At 73.1% G+C, this 14,648-nt stretch carries 12 protein-coding genes and 1 pseudogene; 6 read left to right on the top strand and 7 right to left on the bottom strand.

Annotated features, from left to right (window positions below; genetic code table 11):
- Positions 1-49 precede the first annotated feature (49 nt).
- Complete coding sequence (locus OG245_RS03020) at positions 50-1,264, bottom strand: ROK family protein (protein WP_371621990.1); 1,215 nt, start codon at positions 1,262-1,264, stop codon at positions 50-52.
- A 239-nt stretch (positions 1,265-1,503) separates the two neighbouring features.
- Between OG245_RS03020 and OG245_RS03025 the strand changes: the two genes are divergently transcribed.
- From OG245_RS03025 to OG245_RS03035, 3 genes are all read left to right on the top strand, one after another.
- Complete coding sequence (locus OG245_RS03025) at positions 1,504-2,634, top strand: MFS transporter (protein WP_371621991.1); 1,131 nt, start codon at positions 1,504-1,506, stop codon at positions 2,632-2,634.
- 134 nt (positions 2,635-2,768) lie between these two features.
- Entirely contained in the window at positions 2,769-3,134 is a 366-nt protein-coding gene (locus OG245_RS03030) for an SCO4225 family membrane protein (RefSeq protein ID WP_371621992.1), read from the top strand.
- A 41-nt stretch (positions 3,135-3,175) separates the two neighbouring features.
- Positions 3,176-3,928, top strand: a complete 753-nt coding sequence (locus OG245_RS03035) for a maleylpyruvate isomerase family mycothiol-dependent enzyme (protein ID WP_371621993.1) — start codon at positions 3,176-3,178, stop codon at positions 3,926-3,928.
- Between the two features lie 45 nt (positions 3,929-3,973).
- On the opposite strand, the pseudogene OG245_RS03040 reads toward OG245_RS03035, so the two are convergent.
- Both OG245_RS03040 and OG245_RS03045 read right to left on the bottom strand, forming a co-directional pair.
- Positions 3,974-4,072: pseudogene (locus tag OG245_RS03040) on the bottom strand (DNA-binding response regulator); the annotation flags it as partial.
- 79 nt (positions 4,073-4,151) lie between these two features.
- Positions 4,152-4,856, bottom strand: a complete 705-nt coding sequence (locus OG245_RS03045) for a TetR/AcrR family transcriptional regulator (protein WP_371621994.1) — start codon at positions 4,854-4,856, stop codon at positions 4,152-4,154.
- Between the two features lie 147 nt (positions 4,857-5,003).
- Here OG245_RS03045 and OG245_RS03050 point away from each other — a divergent pair, with 147 nt between their 5' ends.
- Positions 5,004-5,459, top strand: coding sequence for a nitroreductase/quinone reductase family protein (locus tag OG245_RS03050; protein WP_371621995.1), 456 nt, complete (start codon positions 5,004-5,006; stop codon positions 5,457-5,459).
- A gap of 129 nt (positions 5,460-5,588) precedes the next feature.
- Here OG245_RS03050 and OG245_RS03055 read toward each other — a convergent pair whose 3' ends face one another.
- The gene (locus OG245_RS03055) at positions 5,589-6,803 is read right to left on the bottom strand and encodes a geranylgeranyl reductase family protein (protein WP_371621996.1); all 1,215 of its coding nucleotides are present in this window, start codon (positions 6,801-6,803) and stop codon (positions 5,589-5,591) included.
- A 195-nt stretch (positions 6,804-6,998) separates the two neighbouring features.
- Between OG245_RS03055 and OG245_RS03060 the strand changes: the two genes are divergently transcribed.
- Both OG245_RS03060 and OG245_RS03065 read left to right on the top strand, forming a co-directional pair.
- The gene (locus OG245_RS03060) at positions 6,999-8,363 is read left to right on the top strand and encodes a dipeptidase (protein WP_371621997.1); all 1,365 of its coding nucleotides are present in this window, start codon (positions 6,999-7,001) and stop codon (positions 8,361-8,363) included.
- A 110-nt stretch (positions 8,364-8,473) separates the two neighbouring features.
- Complete coding sequence (locus tag OG245_RS03065) at positions 8,474-9,160, top strand: MBL fold metallo-hydrolase (protein ID WP_371621998.1); 687 nt, start codon at positions 8,474-8,476, stop codon at positions 9,158-9,160.
- Between the two features lie 43 nt (positions 9,161-9,203).
- On the opposite strand, the gene OG245_RS03070 is transcribed toward OG245_RS03065, so the two are convergent.
- From OG245_RS03070 to car, 3 genes are all read right to left on the bottom strand, one after another.
- Positions 9,204-10,241, bottom strand: a complete 1,038-nt coding sequence (locus OG245_RS03070) for an NUDIX domain-containing protein (RefSeq protein WP_371627792.1) — start codon at positions 10,239-10,241, stop codon at positions 9,204-9,206.
- Between the two features lie 395 nt (positions 10,242-10,636).
- On the bottom strand, positions 10,637-11,026 hold the full coding sequence (locus tag OG245_RS03075) for a nuclear transport factor 2 family protein (protein ID WP_371621999.1): 390 nt from the start codon (positions 11,024-11,026) through the stop codon (positions 10,637-10,639).
- Between the two features lie 59 nt (positions 11,027-11,085).
- Complete coding sequence (gene car / locus OG245_RS03080; RefSeq protein ID WP_371622000.1) at positions 11,086-14,538, bottom strand: carboxylic acid reductase; 3,453 nt, start codon at positions 14,536-14,538, stop codon at positions 11,086-11,088.
- Positions 14,539-14,648 lie beyond the last annotated feature (110 nt).

Raw genomic sequence — 14,648 nt, forward strand, 5'->3', positions numbered from 1 at the left:
ACGACGGCCGTGGTGAACACCGTCCGCCCGAGGCCGGACGGGCAGCCGCTCAGGCCAGGGCGGCGAGGGGATCGTCGAGGACCGGCTGCCAGGCCAGTTCGGCGGCGCCCACCAGGCTGTTGTGGGCCAGGGTGCACGGCAGGATCGGCACGCTGCCGCTGCGCCCCCACAGGCTCCGGTCGGCGACGACCGCGCGCAGCCGCTCCGGGTCCGCCTCCAGCAGGTCGCGGTGGAGCCCGCCGAGGATGATCCGGTCCGGGTTGAGGATGTTGACCAGCCCGGCGAGCCCCAGTCCCAGGCGGTCGATCAGCGCCTCGGCGGCGTGACGCACGGCGGGGTCGCCGTACTCCGCGCGCAGCAGGTTCCCGGCCTGCTTGAGGAGGGACTCCTCGGGGCCCGGTTCGCGTCGGGCGGTGGTGAGGAAGGCCAGCGGGTCGGTCTCCACGTCGAGGCAGCCGCGCCCGCCGCAGTGGCAGGGCCGCCCCTCGGGGTTCACGGTGAGATGGCCCACCTCCAGCGCGAGGCCCGAACTCCCGCTGTGCAGGCGGCCGTCGAGCACCAGCGCCCCGCCGACGCCCCGGTGTCCGGTGGCCACGCACAGGAGGTGCTGGGCGCCGCGGCCCGCGCCGTGCCGGTGCTCGGCCAGCGCCGTGAGGTTGACGTCGTTGCCGGTGAAGGCGGGTCCGGTGATGCCCGCTTCGCGTACGCAGGCGGCGAAGATGTCCCGGACCGGGGAGCCCGCGGGCCAGGCGATGTGCAGCGGGTTGAGGGCGGTGCCCTCCGGCTCGGCGACCGCGGAGGGCACCGCGAGCCCGGCCCCGACGCAGCGCAGCCCGCTCGCGCGCAGCAGCCCCGCACCCGCCTCCACGACCTCGCCGAGCACCTGTGCGGGGTCGGCCATCACCGCGACGCAGCCCGGCGACGTGGCGACGATCCGGCCGCCGAGCCCGACGAGCGCGGCCCGGAAGCCGTCGGAGTGCACCTGGGCGGCGAGGACGACGGGGCCGGTCTCCAGCACGGACAGCCGGTGCGAGGGACGGCCCTGGGACCCGGCCGCCGACCCCGGGCTGGAGTCGACCCGGATCAGCCCGAGCGCCTCCAGTTCCGCGGCGACCGCCCCGGCGGTGGCGCGGGTGACGCCGAGTTCGGAGGTGAGCACGGCCCGGGTGGGGGCGCGTCCGGTGTGGACCAGTTCCAGTGCGGGCCCGAGCGCACTGCGGCCTCTCTCCAACTTCGTCCGGGTGGTGGTCGCCTTGCCGTTCATGGGGGCGAGTCTCCCATGATCCGGAGGCGCCCCGGACGCCCAGGGCCGGTGCGGGGATCTTGTTCCGGCCACGGTCGGGGCCCCGGAACGTACGGCGTGCAGCCGTGTTGCGTCCGTCGCCGGAGCACCCCTATGCTGAGTTTGTGCCGCAACTAAACAAACTGCGGACGGCCCTACCGGGGGGACCTGGCGGAGACACCGCCCCACCCTCGTCGGCCCGCCTCCGTACCGCGCTGACCGTGTTCTTCGCCCTCGACGGGTTCCTCTTCGCCGGCTGGGTGGTCCGCATCCCGGCCATCAAGCAGCAGACCGGAGCCTCCGCCTCCACCCTCGGCCTCGCCCTGCTCGGCGTCTCCGCCGGGGCGGTCATCACCATGATGCTCACCGGCCGGCTCTGCCGCCGTTACGGCAGCCACGCCGTCACGGCGGTCTGCGGCGTCCTGCTCCCCCTGAGCATCGCCCTGCCCGCCCAGACCCACTCCGCGCTCTCCCTCGGCCTCGTGCTGCTGGTGTTCGGCGCGGCGTACGGCGGGATGAACGTGGCGATGAACAGCGCCGCCGTCGACCTGGTCGCCGAACTGCGCCGGCCCGTGATGCCGAGCTTCCACGCGGCGTTCAGCCTGGGCGGCATGGTCGGCGCCGGGCTCGGCGGGCTGGTCGCGGGGGGCCTCTCCGCGTCCACGCACCTCTTCCTGCTGGCCGGGACCGGTCTGCTCGTCACCGCCTTCGCCGGACCCTCCCTGCTGCGCCACCGCCCGGCCCCCGCCGCTCAGGAGACCGTCGACCGGCGAGCGCCCAGGCAGCGGCTGTCGCCCCGGGCCCGCCGCGTCGTCGTGCTCTTCGGCGTGATCGCCCTGTGCACGGCCTACGGGGAAGGGGCCCTCGCCGACTGGGGCGCACTGCACCTGGAGCAGGACCTGGGCGCGCACCCCGGGCTCGCCGCCGCCGGATACGCGCTGTTCGCCCTGACGATGACGGCGGGCCGGCTCACCGGGACCCTGCTCCTGGAGCGGCTCGGCCAGACCCGCACCCTCGTCCTCGGCGGCGTGACGGCATCGGCCGGAATGCTGCTGGGCGCGCTGGCGCCGACCGCCTGGCTGGCGCTGGCCGGGTTCGCGGTCACCGGCCTCGGGCTCGCCAACATCTTCCCCGTCGCGGTGGGGCGCGCGGGCGAACTGGCCGGTCCCGGCGGGGTCGCCGCGGCGTCGACGCTCGGCTACGGCGGAATGCTGCTCGGCCCGCCCGCGATCGGCTTCCTCGCCGACTGGTTCTCCCTGCCGCTGGCCCTGACGACGGTGGCCCTGCTGGCCGCCGCGGCGGCAGCCCTGGGCTACGGAGCGCGCAACGCGACGACGGACGCGCACACCTGATCATCGGGCGCGCACGCCCGATCGCCCGCACACCTGGTCGATTGAGTAGCCGTACTCAGGCAGGACCCGCTCCCCCGGCGCACGATGGAAGCCTCGACCGAGCACGAGGCAGAGCGAGCAGCAGGGAGCACACCATGAAGCGCCTGACCGGCCACCCGCACCTGAACACCCTGGTCCGGCTGACCTTCCGCAACACCGCTTCCCTGATCTACCTCGGGCTGGTGCTCGCGGCGACGCTGTTCGTCGCCGTGGACACCCTGTTCGTCGCCCACGAGGACGCCTCGTTCTCCGGCGTCTGGCTGTTCCTCCTCGCGGCCCCGACCGTCTTCCTGTTCCTCCTCGGCGGCTCCCTGGCGGGCGTCGGGGCGGGCGGGCCCGCGTGGTTCCTGGTGCTCGGCCTGGTGGTCTCGGTGCTCGTCCAGTCCCTGGCCCTGGGCTGGTTCGTCCGCCTGGTGCGCCGGGCCGGATCGGCCGGATCCGCGCACCCGCAGGGCGTCTGAACCGGGGGATTTCCCCGCGGGCCGCCGGCACAATCGCCGTCATGCAGATCGCCGAGTACATCGCGTCGTTGTCCGAGGAGGGGCGGCTGCTCGCGGCGGCCGCCGAGCGGGCCGGAACGGGGGCTTCGGTCCCCACATGCCCAGGCTGGCAGATACGCCATCTGCTGCGGCACACCGGCATGGTGCACCGCTGGGCGGCGGCGCTCGTCGCCGAGGGCCACACCACCTACCAGCCGGCCGGCACCGAACCCGCCCTGGACGGCGCCGAACTCCTGGACTGGTTCCGCGAGGGGCACGGCCATCTGGTCAGGACCCTGGAGAAGGCCCCCGCCGGCCTGGACTGCTGGACCTTCATGCCGGCCCCTTCGCCCCTGGCGTTCTGGTCCCGCCGCCAGCTCCACGAGACGACCGTGCACCGCGTGGACGCGGAATCGGCGCTCGGCGGACCGCTGACCCCGGTGTCGGCGGACCGGGCGGTCGACGGCATCGACGAGCTCCTCACCGGTTTCCACGCCCTGCCCAGGAGCAAGGTGCGCTCGAAGAAGCCCCGGACGCTGCGGATGCGGGACACGGACACGGATACGACCTGGACGGTGCGGATCTCCCAGGATCCGCCTCGGACCGTGCGGTCGGAGGCCGGGGCCGATCCGGGCGACGACGTCGACTGCGAGCTGAGCGGGACGGCCGAGGGCCTCTACCTCACCCTCTGGAACCGACTGCCGCTCACCGCCGTCACCCTGCGCGGCGATCGCTCGGTGGCCCGGATCTGGACGGACAACTCCGCGGTCACCTGATGAGCGCCGCCGGGCCGCGCGGCCGCGTGCACCGCGCTCAGCCGAGCCGGGGCGCACCAGCCCCGATGCGTAGGCGAGGACGACCAGTTGGGCCCGGTCGCGGGCTCCGAGTCCGACCTTCGCGCGGCCGACGTGGGCCGGGGCGGACGGGTGCGGGGGCGTCCGCCGTACGTGGTGATCATCCCTGCTCCGTGGGGAGTACGCCGCCGGGGGAAGGGCGGCCCTACGGCTCGACCGCGCGCAGGCCCACCGAGCGCGCGAGTTCGCCGGCGGCCTGCCGGAAGAGCGGCTCGCGCGCCTCGACGACCCGGTTGAACTGACCGAACAGCTCGAAGGAGATCAGGCCGAACAGCTGGGCCCAGGCGGCGACCAGGGCCGCCACGGCGGCCGGAGGCACGTCCGGGGCGAACTCGGCGGCCATCCGCTCCGCGTCGGAACGCAGCTCCGGGGCGAGGGACGGCAGGGCGAGGTCCTCGGTCCGGGACGCGGCCCGGACGATGTCGATGAAGACCAGGCCCACTCGGGACGCGGGCCCCACCGTGTCCATCGGGGCGATGTAGCCGGGGACGGGCGAACCGTAGATCAGGGCGTACTCATGGGGATGGGCGAGCGCCCACTCCCGTACGGCACAGGCCACCGCGACCCAGCGTTCGGCGGGCGGGACGGCCCCGGCCCGCTCCCCCGCCGCCGCGCGCTCCGCGACCTCGCCGATCGCGTCGAACGCGTCGACGATGAGGGCGGTGAGGAGGTCGTCGCGGCTGGGGAAGTAGCGGTAGAGCGCGGAGGAGACCATGCCCAGCTCCCGGGACACGGCCCGCAGCGAGAGCTTCGCCGCGCCCTCCTCCGCCAGCTGCTTCCTGGCCTCGTCCTTGATCGCCGCCGTCACTTCGATGCGGGCGCGTTCCCTGGCCCCTCGGATGGTGCTCATGCGATCAGTCTGCCACGCGCAAGGAGCACCGACCAGAAACGAGAGCGGTTACCAATGACGAGAGCAGTGCTCTTGCTTTGAGGCAGCGCCCCGTGCACACTGATCTCAAGCGAGAGCACCGCTCTCCCAATAGCGCGGGAGTCACCCATGTCGCAGCAGCCCTACTACCTCCGGGCGAACGCCTCCGCCCACCGCCTCAACCGGATCGTCGGATGGCTGGCCCGGCGCGGCATCAGTCTGATGGGCTCCGCCGAACTGTCGGTGCGGGGACGCAGGAGCGGTCAGATGCAGCGCATCCCGGTCAACGCCCACGCCTTCGAGGGCGAGCGGTACATCGTCTCGGCCCGGGGGCACTCGCAGTGGGTGCGCAACATGCGCGTCGCGGGCGGCGGAGAGCTGCGCCTGGGACGCGAGGTGAGCGGCTTCACCGCCGTGGAGATCGCCGACGACGCGCAGAAGGCCCGGATCATCCGGGCCTATCTGGAGCGGTGGGGCTGGCAGGTCGACCAGTACTTCCAGGGGATCACCGCGAAGTCCACGGACGCCGAACTGCTGGCGGCCTGCCCGGACCACCCGGTCTTCCGGATCACGGTCGAGGCGTGACCGCGCCCCGTGGCCGTACGGGCGACGGGGCGCGGTCACGACGGGCGGGGTGCCAGGCCGTGTCGTCGAACTGCCGCCTGACCCCGCAGGGCCGCCCTTCGGGCGACGACGGCAGTTCGACGACAGGACCTAGCGGTCCATCGCGGACAGCGCCCGCTGCGCCATCGGGTGCGTACGGACCAGCTCGGCCAGCGACGTCGTCCCCCGGGTGATCCCGGCGAACGCCTTCCACGCCGGGCGGAAGCCGGTCAGCACCGCGTGCAGCAACCCCGGGCGGCGCTCGAACAGCTTGAGCATGCGACGGCCGACGCCCATCTCGACGCCGAGACCGGCCTTGATGGCGAAGGCGTAGTTGAGGGCCTGACGGCGCGCGTCCACCGCGTCGTGCGACTCGGCGATCCTGACCGCCCACTCCCCCGCGAGCCGGCCCGAGCGCAGCGCGAAGGAGATGCCCTCACGGGTCCACGGCTCCAGCAGTCCGGCCGCGTCCCCGCAGACCACGACCCGGCCGCGGGAGAGCGGCGAGTCGTCGCTGCGGCAGCGGGTGAGGTGGCCCGAGGAGACGGCCGGCTCGAATCCGGCGAGGCCGAGGCGGGCGATGAAGTCCTCCAGATACCGCTTGGTGCCCGCGCCGTCGCCGCGCGCCGAGATGACGCCCACGGTGAGGGTGTCGCCCTTGGGGAACACCCAGCCGTAACTGCCCGGCATCGGGCCCCAGTCGATGAGCACCCGGCCCGCCCAGTCCTCCGCGACGGTGGCCGGGACCGGGATCTCCGCCTCCAGGCCGAGATCGACCTGATCCAGCTTCACCCCGACATGGGCCCCTATCCGGCCCGCGCTGCCGTCAGCGCCGACGACGGCCCGCGCGAGCACGGTCTCGCCACCGGCCAGCACCACCGCGACCGTCCGCCGGTCGGGCACGGCCGGACCGTGCTGCTCGACCCGCACCACCGATGCCCCGGTGCGCAGTTCGGCCCCGGCCTTCTGCGCCTCCTCGACCAGACCGGCGTCGAACTCCGGGCGGTTGATGAGCCCGAAGAGCATGCGCCGGGAGCGGCGGGTGCGCGACAGCCTGCCGTTGAGCGAGAAGGTGACCGCGTGGATGCGGTCCTTCAGGGGCAGTTCGAACCCCGGCGGCAGGGAGTCCCGGGAGAACCCGATGATTCCCCCGCCGCAGGTCTTGTACCGCGGCAGTTCCGCCTTCTCCAGCAGCAGGACTCTTCGGCCCGCCACGGCTGCCGCGTACGCCGCCGATGCGCCGGCCGGTCCGGCGCCGACCACGACGACGTCCCACACGGACGACTCTTCCGGCTCACGTCCGGCGTCTGCGTTCTCGCTGCTCACGATGTGCTTCTGCTCCTGATCCGACCAGTGGCCCCAAGCTGCTCACGGCATCCTACGGCGCGTTCCGGCCAAGCCCTCCTGTGGGAGGATCGGCCATGATTTCGTCGTACATGCGTCGCCGCACGGACGGCGTCGCGCACGGTCGCGTACACACCGCGCCCTACCCATAACGTCGCACCCACGAGGAGCGTGCCCATGACCGCCCGTCCGATTCCCGAGACCGTCGCCTCGCTGATGCCCCGCGCCCGGGAGGAGCTGGCCGAGCTGGTGGCGTTCCAGTCGGTGGCGGACCCGGCGGTGTTCCCGAGGAGCGAGTGCGAGGGCGCGGCGAACTGGGTCGCCGACGCGCTGCGCGCCGAGGAGTTCACGGACGTCGCCCTGCTGGACACCCCCGACGGCACGCAGTCCGTCTACGGGTTCCTGCCCGGTCCGGCCGGGGCACCGACCGTGCTGCTCTACGCGCACTACGACGTGCAGCCGCCGCTGGACGAGTCGGCGTGGCTCTCCCCGCCCTTCGAGCTGACCGAGCGCGACGGCCGCTGGTTCGGCCGGGGCGCGGCCGACTGCAAGGGCGGGTTCATCATGCACCTGCTCGCGCTGCGCGCCCTCAAGGCGAACGGCGGCGTCCCGGTCTCGGTGAAGGTGATCGCCGAGGGCTCCGAGGAGCAGGGCACCGGCGGTCTGGAGCGGTACGCGGAGGCGCACCCGGAGCTGCTGGCGGCGGACACGATCGTCATCGGCGACACCGGGAACTTCCGGGTCGGGCTGCCGACGGTCACGGCGACGCTGCGCGGGATGACGATGCTCCGGGTGCGGCTGGACACCCTCGAAGGGAACCTGCACTCGGGTCAGTTCGGCGGCGCGGCCCCGGACGCGCTGGCCGCGATGATCCAGCTGCTGGCCTCGCTGCGGGCCGAGGACGGGACGACCACGGTCGACGGTCTGACGGGCGACGCCGACTGGGACGGACTCCAGTACCCGGAGGCGGAGTTCCGCCAGGACGCCAAGGTGCTGGACGGGGTGGAGCTGATCGGCTCGGGCACGGTCGCGGACCGGATCTGGGCCCGTCCCGCCGTCACCGTCATCGGCATCGACTGCCCGCCGGTCGTCGGCGCGACGCCGTCCGTGCAGGCGAGCGCGCGGGCGCAGGTCAGCCTGCGGGTGCCGCCGGGCCAGGACGCCGCCGAGGCGACGAAGCTGCTCACCGCCCACCTGGAGTCCCGCGCCCCCTGGGGTGCGCGGGTGCGGGTGGAACAGGTGGGCCAGGGCCAGCCGTTCCGCGCGGACATGACCAGCCCGGCGTACACGGCGATGGCGGACGCGATGCGGGACGCCTACCCGGGCCAGGAGATGCAGTCGTCCGGGATGGGCGGCTCCATCCCGCTGTGCAACACCCTCGCGGGCCTCTACCCGGAGGCGGAGATCCTGCTGATCGGGCTGAGTGAGCCCGAGGCTCAGATCCACGCGGTGAACGAGAGCGTGTCGCCCGAGGAGCTGGAGCGGATGTCGGTCGCCGAGGCGCTGTTCCTGCGGAACTACGCGGAGTCGAAGAAGGTCTGACCTCCGGGGGCCGCCCCACGGGGCGGCCCGGATCACCGCTACGCCCTCGGCGAAGTCGCCCGGAGCGTAGGTCCGTGCGGCGGGCGTCCGCCCCTGCGTACGTTCGCCGCATGGATCTCGTCGAAGTGACTCCCCAGCTGCACATGTTCCGCTTCCGGATCGGCCAGGCCTATCTTTGGCGCGACGGGGCGGAGCTGACCCTGATCGACGCGGGTGACGTCGATGCGGCGGCCGCGATCGAGGACGCCGTCCGCACGCTCGGCCTCGACCCGGCCGGGATCCGGCGCATCGTCATCACCCACGGCCACCGCGACCACTACGGGGCCGCGCAGGAGCTGGCCGACCGGCACGGCGCCGAGATCATCGCCCACGCGCTGGACGCCCCGGTGGTACGGGGCGAGCGCCCCGTACCGGAGCCGGACCTGCTGGACTGGGAACTGCCGCTGTGGGAGCACGGGCTGACCTGCCCCGACGCCCCGCCCACCCGGGTCGACCGCGAGGTGACCGGCGGTGAGGTGCTGCCGTTCGGCGGCGGCGCGCGGGTGGTCCACGCCCCCGGTCACACCGCGGGCTCCATCGCCCTCCATCTGCCGCTCCACGGCGTGCTGTTCACCGGGGACGCCGTCGCCTCCGTGGAGCGGGTGATGCTCGGCGTCTTCAACGTGGACCGCGCCGGGGCGGCGGCCACGTTCCGGCGACTGGCCGCGCTCGCGCCGCGTACCGTCTGCGTCGGTCATGGCGACCCGCTCACCGAGAACGCGGCCTCGTCGATGGAGGCGGCGGCGAACGGCGCGTGAGCTCCGCCCGCGCGGAGGTCCGCCGTGAAGCCCGGCACCCCGCTCAGCCCACCGGCACCCCTGCCTCCAGGTTGAGCACCGTCGACCGCTCGCGCGCCCGCAGGGCCCAGCGCAGCCGCTCGTACCGGGTGGGCGGCAGCATTCCGGCGGCCTCCTCCTCGGTGACGAAGCGCCAGCCGCGCAGCTCGGATCCGGGCAGGAGCAGCCGCCCGGCGTCCTCGGACCGCAACAGGCCGCCGTCGAAGAGGAAGCGCAGCCCGCCGTAGCCGGGCGGGGCGGGCGACTCCCAGTCGACGAGCAGCAGGGTGGGGACCCGGTCGAGGTGGAGACCTATCTCCTCGGCGACCTCACGGATCCCGGCCTGCGCGGGAGCCTCGCCCGCCTCCACCACGCCGCCGGGGAACTCCCACCCCGGCTTGTACGTGGGGTCGACGAGCAGCACCCGGTCCTGCTCGTCGAAGAGCAGCACCCCGGCGGCCACCGTCTCGGCGGTCGGCTCCGGGCTCTGGACGATCGGACACGTCGCGGCGTTCCCGGTGCGCACGGCGTCCGCGATCCGCTCGGCGGTCTCCCGGGGTGTGAGGGCGCTGTTGTCGACGAGATGGGCGTCCTGGGTGATCCAGTCGAGGGCGTCGCGGTACGGTCCGATGTGCTCGTACGCCCAGCGGCGCACCCGCTCGCACTGCTCCTCGTCGCCGGGAAACTCCTCGCGGGCCGCGATCCGGCTGCGCAGGATCGTTTCCTCAGGTGAGAGCGCCACATGTCGGACGGAGATGCGCCGGGAGGCGAGCCCTCCGAAGATCTCGTCGCGGTACTCCTGCCGCAGCAGGGTCATCGGCACCACCAGCACCCCTGGCACCTCGGTGAGCAGCGCCGCCGCCGTGTCCACCACGAGCCGCCGCCAGATCGGCAGGTCCTGGAAGTCGGTGACCTCGGCGAGCCTTTTCTGCGGCAGCAGACCGCGCAGCCCCGCGCCGGTGACCTCCGGGTCGTACAGCGTGCTGTTCGGGATCAGATCGATCAGTTCGCCCGCGGCGCTGGTCTTGCCCGCACTGAACGCACCGTTGATCCAGACGACAATCACTAGTACTCCAGGATGGGAAGGCCGCCGGCCAGCGGCGGAACGGGTTTCGCCGGTCCGTCCGGGAGAGGTGGCGGAAGTGCGGGTGTCCACAGCCCGGCTCCCACCACCGCCTTCTCCCAGACTCCCTGGAGATACCCAACGATCCGCTCTTCCATCGCGATCGTCGCCTCGCTGTACCTGCCCTCCCCGCCGGCCCTCCCCACCGGGCGGTCCCTGCCGACGGGTGACCGCATGGACGGTGGCGACGGTGACCTCGCCGGTCTCGCGGCCGGTGCGGCGGTGCTTCGACCGGACCGTATCGAAAGCCGATCACGGCCCGTGCGGCCGAAGACCGCGGGAGTACACGGGCCTGGTCCGGAAGGGGCCGTCGCTCCGGCCCGTCCGCTGGACGCCTACGCCGCGTCCCGTGTCCGCGGCGCCGTCAGGACGGGTTCGGGGTAGACGTACTCCTCGATCCGGTCGATGAGACCGCCCTGGAACCGGAAGTAGACCACGGCGTGGACATCGCTGCGGGACCCGTCGTCGCCGGCCAGGCGGAGCACGTGCTGCTGGAGCACCTCGTCGGGATTGCGGAACCGCCGGATCACGTCATAGTTCAGCGAGCGGACGTCCGCGGCGAAGGACCTCAGCCGGTCCAGGCTCTCCTCGATCGGCTGTTCGCCCTGGCCGTCGTTCTGCCGCACCGTGGCGGCCTCCGTGCACATCGCCCGGGCGGCGGTGAAGTCGAACGCCTCCAGACTCCGCAGAAACAGATTCACCCGGTCGTCGATGTCGTGTGCCATGGCGGTTTCCTTCCTGATCTGGTGACGTACGACGTTGCCGGCATCCGGTGGGGACCCGGTCAGGGGCTGGAGAGGAGGCCGAGTGCGCGAAGGTCGGTGACGTACTTGCGGATGAGGTCCGGCGACACCCGGGGAATGTCCTGCTCGGGGCCGACCCTCGCCTCCCGGACGGCGGCGTGGAAGCGCCCGGCGGGGAGCAGTGACCCCGGGGCGCCTTCCCCGGGTTCCGCGTAGGCGCCGAGCAGCGGGAGCAGCGAGTGCCTCCGGTGGTTCTCGGGCAGGGCGCGGAGCGCCGCGGTGAAGCGGGTGATCCAGGCACCGTGGTCGTCGATCCGCCGGATCGGGTGGCCGGCCTCGATGAGCCAGTCGACGAAGGTGTCCAGGGAAACGCCGTCGTCGTGCGGGTTGAGGACGTTGAAGGTCCTGTGGCCCTCGGTGATCGGCGCGCCCAGCGCGACGATGGCCTCCGCCGTGAAGTCGACCGGCAGTCCGTCGTAGTGCGCACGGGCACCCGCCCGGTAGAACGAGCCGGGCGCGATGCCGGTGGCGACCAGGCTGAGCAGCAGGCGGGTGAGGACGTCGGGCACGTTGAGCTGCCCGGAGTACGCGCTGTGCGCCAGGACCATGTCGGACCGGAAGACGGCGACCGGCACGCCGAAGCGCTCGTGCGCCTCCCGGAGCAGGACCTCACCGGCCCATTTGCTGGTCGCGTACCCGTCGGCGTACCCCTGGCCGATGGTCCGTACCGGACTGGTGGCTCGGATGTCGGCGTTCTCGTCGGCGGTCTCGGCGGGGGTTCCGTGGCAGACGGCGACGGTCGAGACGTGGTTGACGGGCTTCAGTCGCGTGGTGAGCGCCAGCCGGATCACTTCGGCGGTGCCGACGACGTTGGGGCCGAACAGTTCGCCGTACGGCAGCAGGTGGTTGACCAGCGCGGCCGGGTGGACGATCAGGTCCACGGTGTGGGCCAGTTCCCGCCAGGTGTCCTCCGCCAGGCCCAGCCGCGGTTCGCCGATGTCCCCCGCGAGCACCTCCAGGGTCTTCCCGGCCGCCTTTCGGTAGCGCCGGAGCAGGGCCGCGTCGCCGCTGTCGAACGCCTGGTCCAGCCGCCTCGCCGCGGCGGTCGCGTCGCTGCCGCGGACGAGGCAGACCAGCCGTCCGCCCGAGGGCGCCAGCCGCTCCAGCCACTCCAGGCAGAGGAACCGGCCGAGGTAGCCGGTGGCCCCGGTCAGCAGGACCGTCCGTACGTCGTCGTCGGGGCGGGGCCGCGGCGGAGCGGCGGCGAGCGTGCGCGCGTCGAGGAACTTCTCCAGGGTGAGGTCCGCGGCGCGGACTTCGGTGCGGTGCGCGCCGTGCACGGAGGCGAACGTGGGACGCGGGGTCCCGGCCGGCCGGCGGGCCGCCCCGATGTACCGCGCCACCTCCGCCAGGTCGTTGGCCGGGCTGATGATCACGCCGACCGGGACGTCGACCTGGAAGACCTCCTTCATCAGTTCGGAGAACGACAGGGCGGAGAGGGAGTCCCCGCCCAGGTCGGTGAAGTGCGCGCCGGGACGGAGATCGGCGCTCGGGCTTCCCAGCAGTGCTTGGGCGGCCCGGGTGACCGTCTCCTCCACCGGCCCGTCCGCCCCGGTGCGCCGCAGTTCGCGCAGCCGGCGGTCCTGTCCGTCGGCGAGTTGGTCGTACAACTGCTCCAGAGCGGGCCCGTAGCGCTCCTTGAGGCGAGGGCGAAGCAGTTTGTGGCTCTCGGTGAAGAGGCCGTTCTCGGGGCTGAAGGGCTCGGTCTCGACGAGGATGCCGCGAGGGATCTCGTACGAGTTGAGCCCGGCCCTCCTGGCAACGCTCCGGAGGGAATCCATGAGCAGCGGCCCGAGCGCTCCGGTGTCCCCGCCGCATCCGGCCAGCGCGGCCGGGGTGGGCACCACCACCGCGAGCAGGTAGGCGCGCTCGCTGTTGCCGTACAGGTAGAGGTGCTGGACGAGGGGGCTGCCGAGGAGAACGGTCTCCAGGCGGGACACGGCCACGAACTCGCCCTGGGACAGCTTCAGGGTGTCCTTCGTACGGTCGACGTAGACCAGCCGATCGGGCCCGGTCTCGGCGAAGACGTCACCGGTGCGGTAGTAGCCGTCGGCGTCGAAGATCGTGGCGGTGAGGTCGGGGCGCCGGTAGTAGCCGGGGATGAGCGTGTGCGACTTCAGGAGCAGTTCGCCGCGCGGATACGGCAGATCGGTGGCGTAGTAGCCCAGTTCGGGGACGTCCACCAGCTTGTAGTCGGTGATCGGAGGGCGCTGGACCACCGAGTCCAGCAGCACGCCGCCCGCCTCGGTGGAGCCGTAGCCGGTGTAGAGGTGGAAGCCGAGGACGGACTCGACGAACGCCGCGAGCTCGGCGGAGAGCGGGGCGGTGCCGACGAAGGCCTTGGCGACCCGCCCGCCCAGGAACTGCTCCCGCAGCTCCTTCCTGACGGCGGCCCCGATGTCGCCCGGCTCGTCGGCCCGGCGGTCCAGCTCGCCGCGGTAGTGCTGGTGGAGCATGTCGCACAGGCGCGGGACCATGGTCAGCTCCGTGGGGCGGACCAGGGCGATGTCCTCGAACAGGGTGGACAGGTCGCCTGCGGCCGTGAAGTAGCCGGTGCCCCCCTTCACGAGCGAGCCCATCACCGCGTAGCGGCCCGCGAGATGGCTCTGCGGCAGGTAGAGGACGCTGATCGCGGGGGTGTCGGCCGCCCCGTAGCTGAAGCCGTACCACGCGGTGCCCAGGAGGCTCTGGGTGTACATGGCGCCCTTGGGCGCGCCGGTGCTGCCGGAGGTGTAGATCAGCAGGGAGAGCGGGTCCTCCCCCGGGGCCGCGGTGTACAGGGGCGGGGGCGGCAGGTCACGGCCCCGGTCGATCAGCTCGGACAGGGTGTCCACGGCGGCCGGGCTCCCGGCCCCGGCCAGGCGCTTTCGGGCCAGGGCCAGTGCCTCGCGCGGGCCCGCGGTCCCCGGGCGGTGGTCGAAGACGACGAGGCGGCGGATCGTGCTCGACGCGATGACCACGTCGACGGCGGTGTCCAGCCGGTCGACGCTCGCGGCCAGCAGCGTCGGCGCGGACTCCTCGACGATCGGCGCCAGTTGCGAGAGCGGGGCGTTGGACTGCAGGGGCACGGGCACGGCCCCCACGTGGATGCAGGCCAGGTCGAGTGTGGCGTAGTCGGTGCTGGTGAAGCCGAGCGTGCAGATCCGGTCGCCGGGGCCCACGGGGTACTCCGGGTCGTGGTGCCACCGGGCGGCGAGCGCCCGGACGCGGGACCACAGTTCGCGGTAGCTGATGGTGTCGAACCGCGGGAGGAGGCACCCGGTCTCCGGGTCCCGGGCGCGTTCGCCGAGGGCCGGCCGGTCCCCGTGGCTCTCCAGGACGGACGCCATCACCTCGGCGAGCGCCCGGCCGGGTTCGACGGAGGCCAGGGCCTCGGCCAGCCCCTGGCCCGGATCGTGCGCCGGGGCGGTGGTGGCGTCCAGCGGTTCGGCCATGGTGGATCCTCCGGTGGCGGTTCCGTGGTGGGGGCGGTGCGGGGTGAGCGGGGCGGTTCTCGTGCGCGGCCGCCGGGAATTGCGGGACAGCCCTTAGGTCCTGTCGTCGA

This window comes from Streptomyces sp. NBC_01116, assembly GCF_041435495.1.
In the GTDB taxonomy this organism is placed as follows: Bacteria; Actinomycetota; Actinomycetes; order Streptomycetales; family Streptomycetaceae; genus Streptomyces.

Coding starts and splice junctions, on each gene's coding strand:
- car (WP_371622000.1), bottom strand. CDS start 14,538: ATGGCCGAACCGCTGGACGCCACCACCGCCCCGGCGCACGATCCGGGC.
- OG245_RS03020 (WP_371621990.1), bottom strand. CDS start 1,264: ATGAACGGCAAGGCGACCACCACCCGGACGAAGTTGGAGAGAGGCCGC.
- OG245_RS03050 (WP_371621995.1), top strand. CDS start 5,004: ATGTCGCAGCAGCCCTACTACCTCCGGGCGAACGCCTCCGCCCACCGC.
- OG245_RS03060 (WP_371621997.1), top strand. CDS start 6,999: ATGACCGCCCGTCCGATTCCCGAGACCGTCGCCTCGCTGATGCCCCGC.
- OG245_RS03030 (WP_371621992.1), top strand. CDS start 2,769: ATGAAGCGCCTGACCGGCCACCCGCACCTGAACACCCTGGTCCGGCTG.
- OG245_RS03035 (WP_371621993.1), top strand. CDS start 3,176: ATGCAGATCGCCGAGTACATCGCGTCGTTGTCCGAGGAGGGGCGGCTG.
- OG245_RS03065 (WP_371621998.1), top strand. CDS start 8,474: ATGGATCTCGTCGAAGTGACTCCCCAGCTGCACATGTTCCGCTTCCGG.
- OG245_RS03045 (WP_371621994.1), bottom strand. CDS start 4,856: ATGAGCACCATCCGAGGGGCCAGGGAACGCGCCCGCATCGAAGTGACG.
- OG245_RS03075 (WP_371621999.1), bottom strand. CDS start 11,026: ATGGCACACGACATCGACGACCGGGTGAATCTGTTTCTGCGGAGTCTG.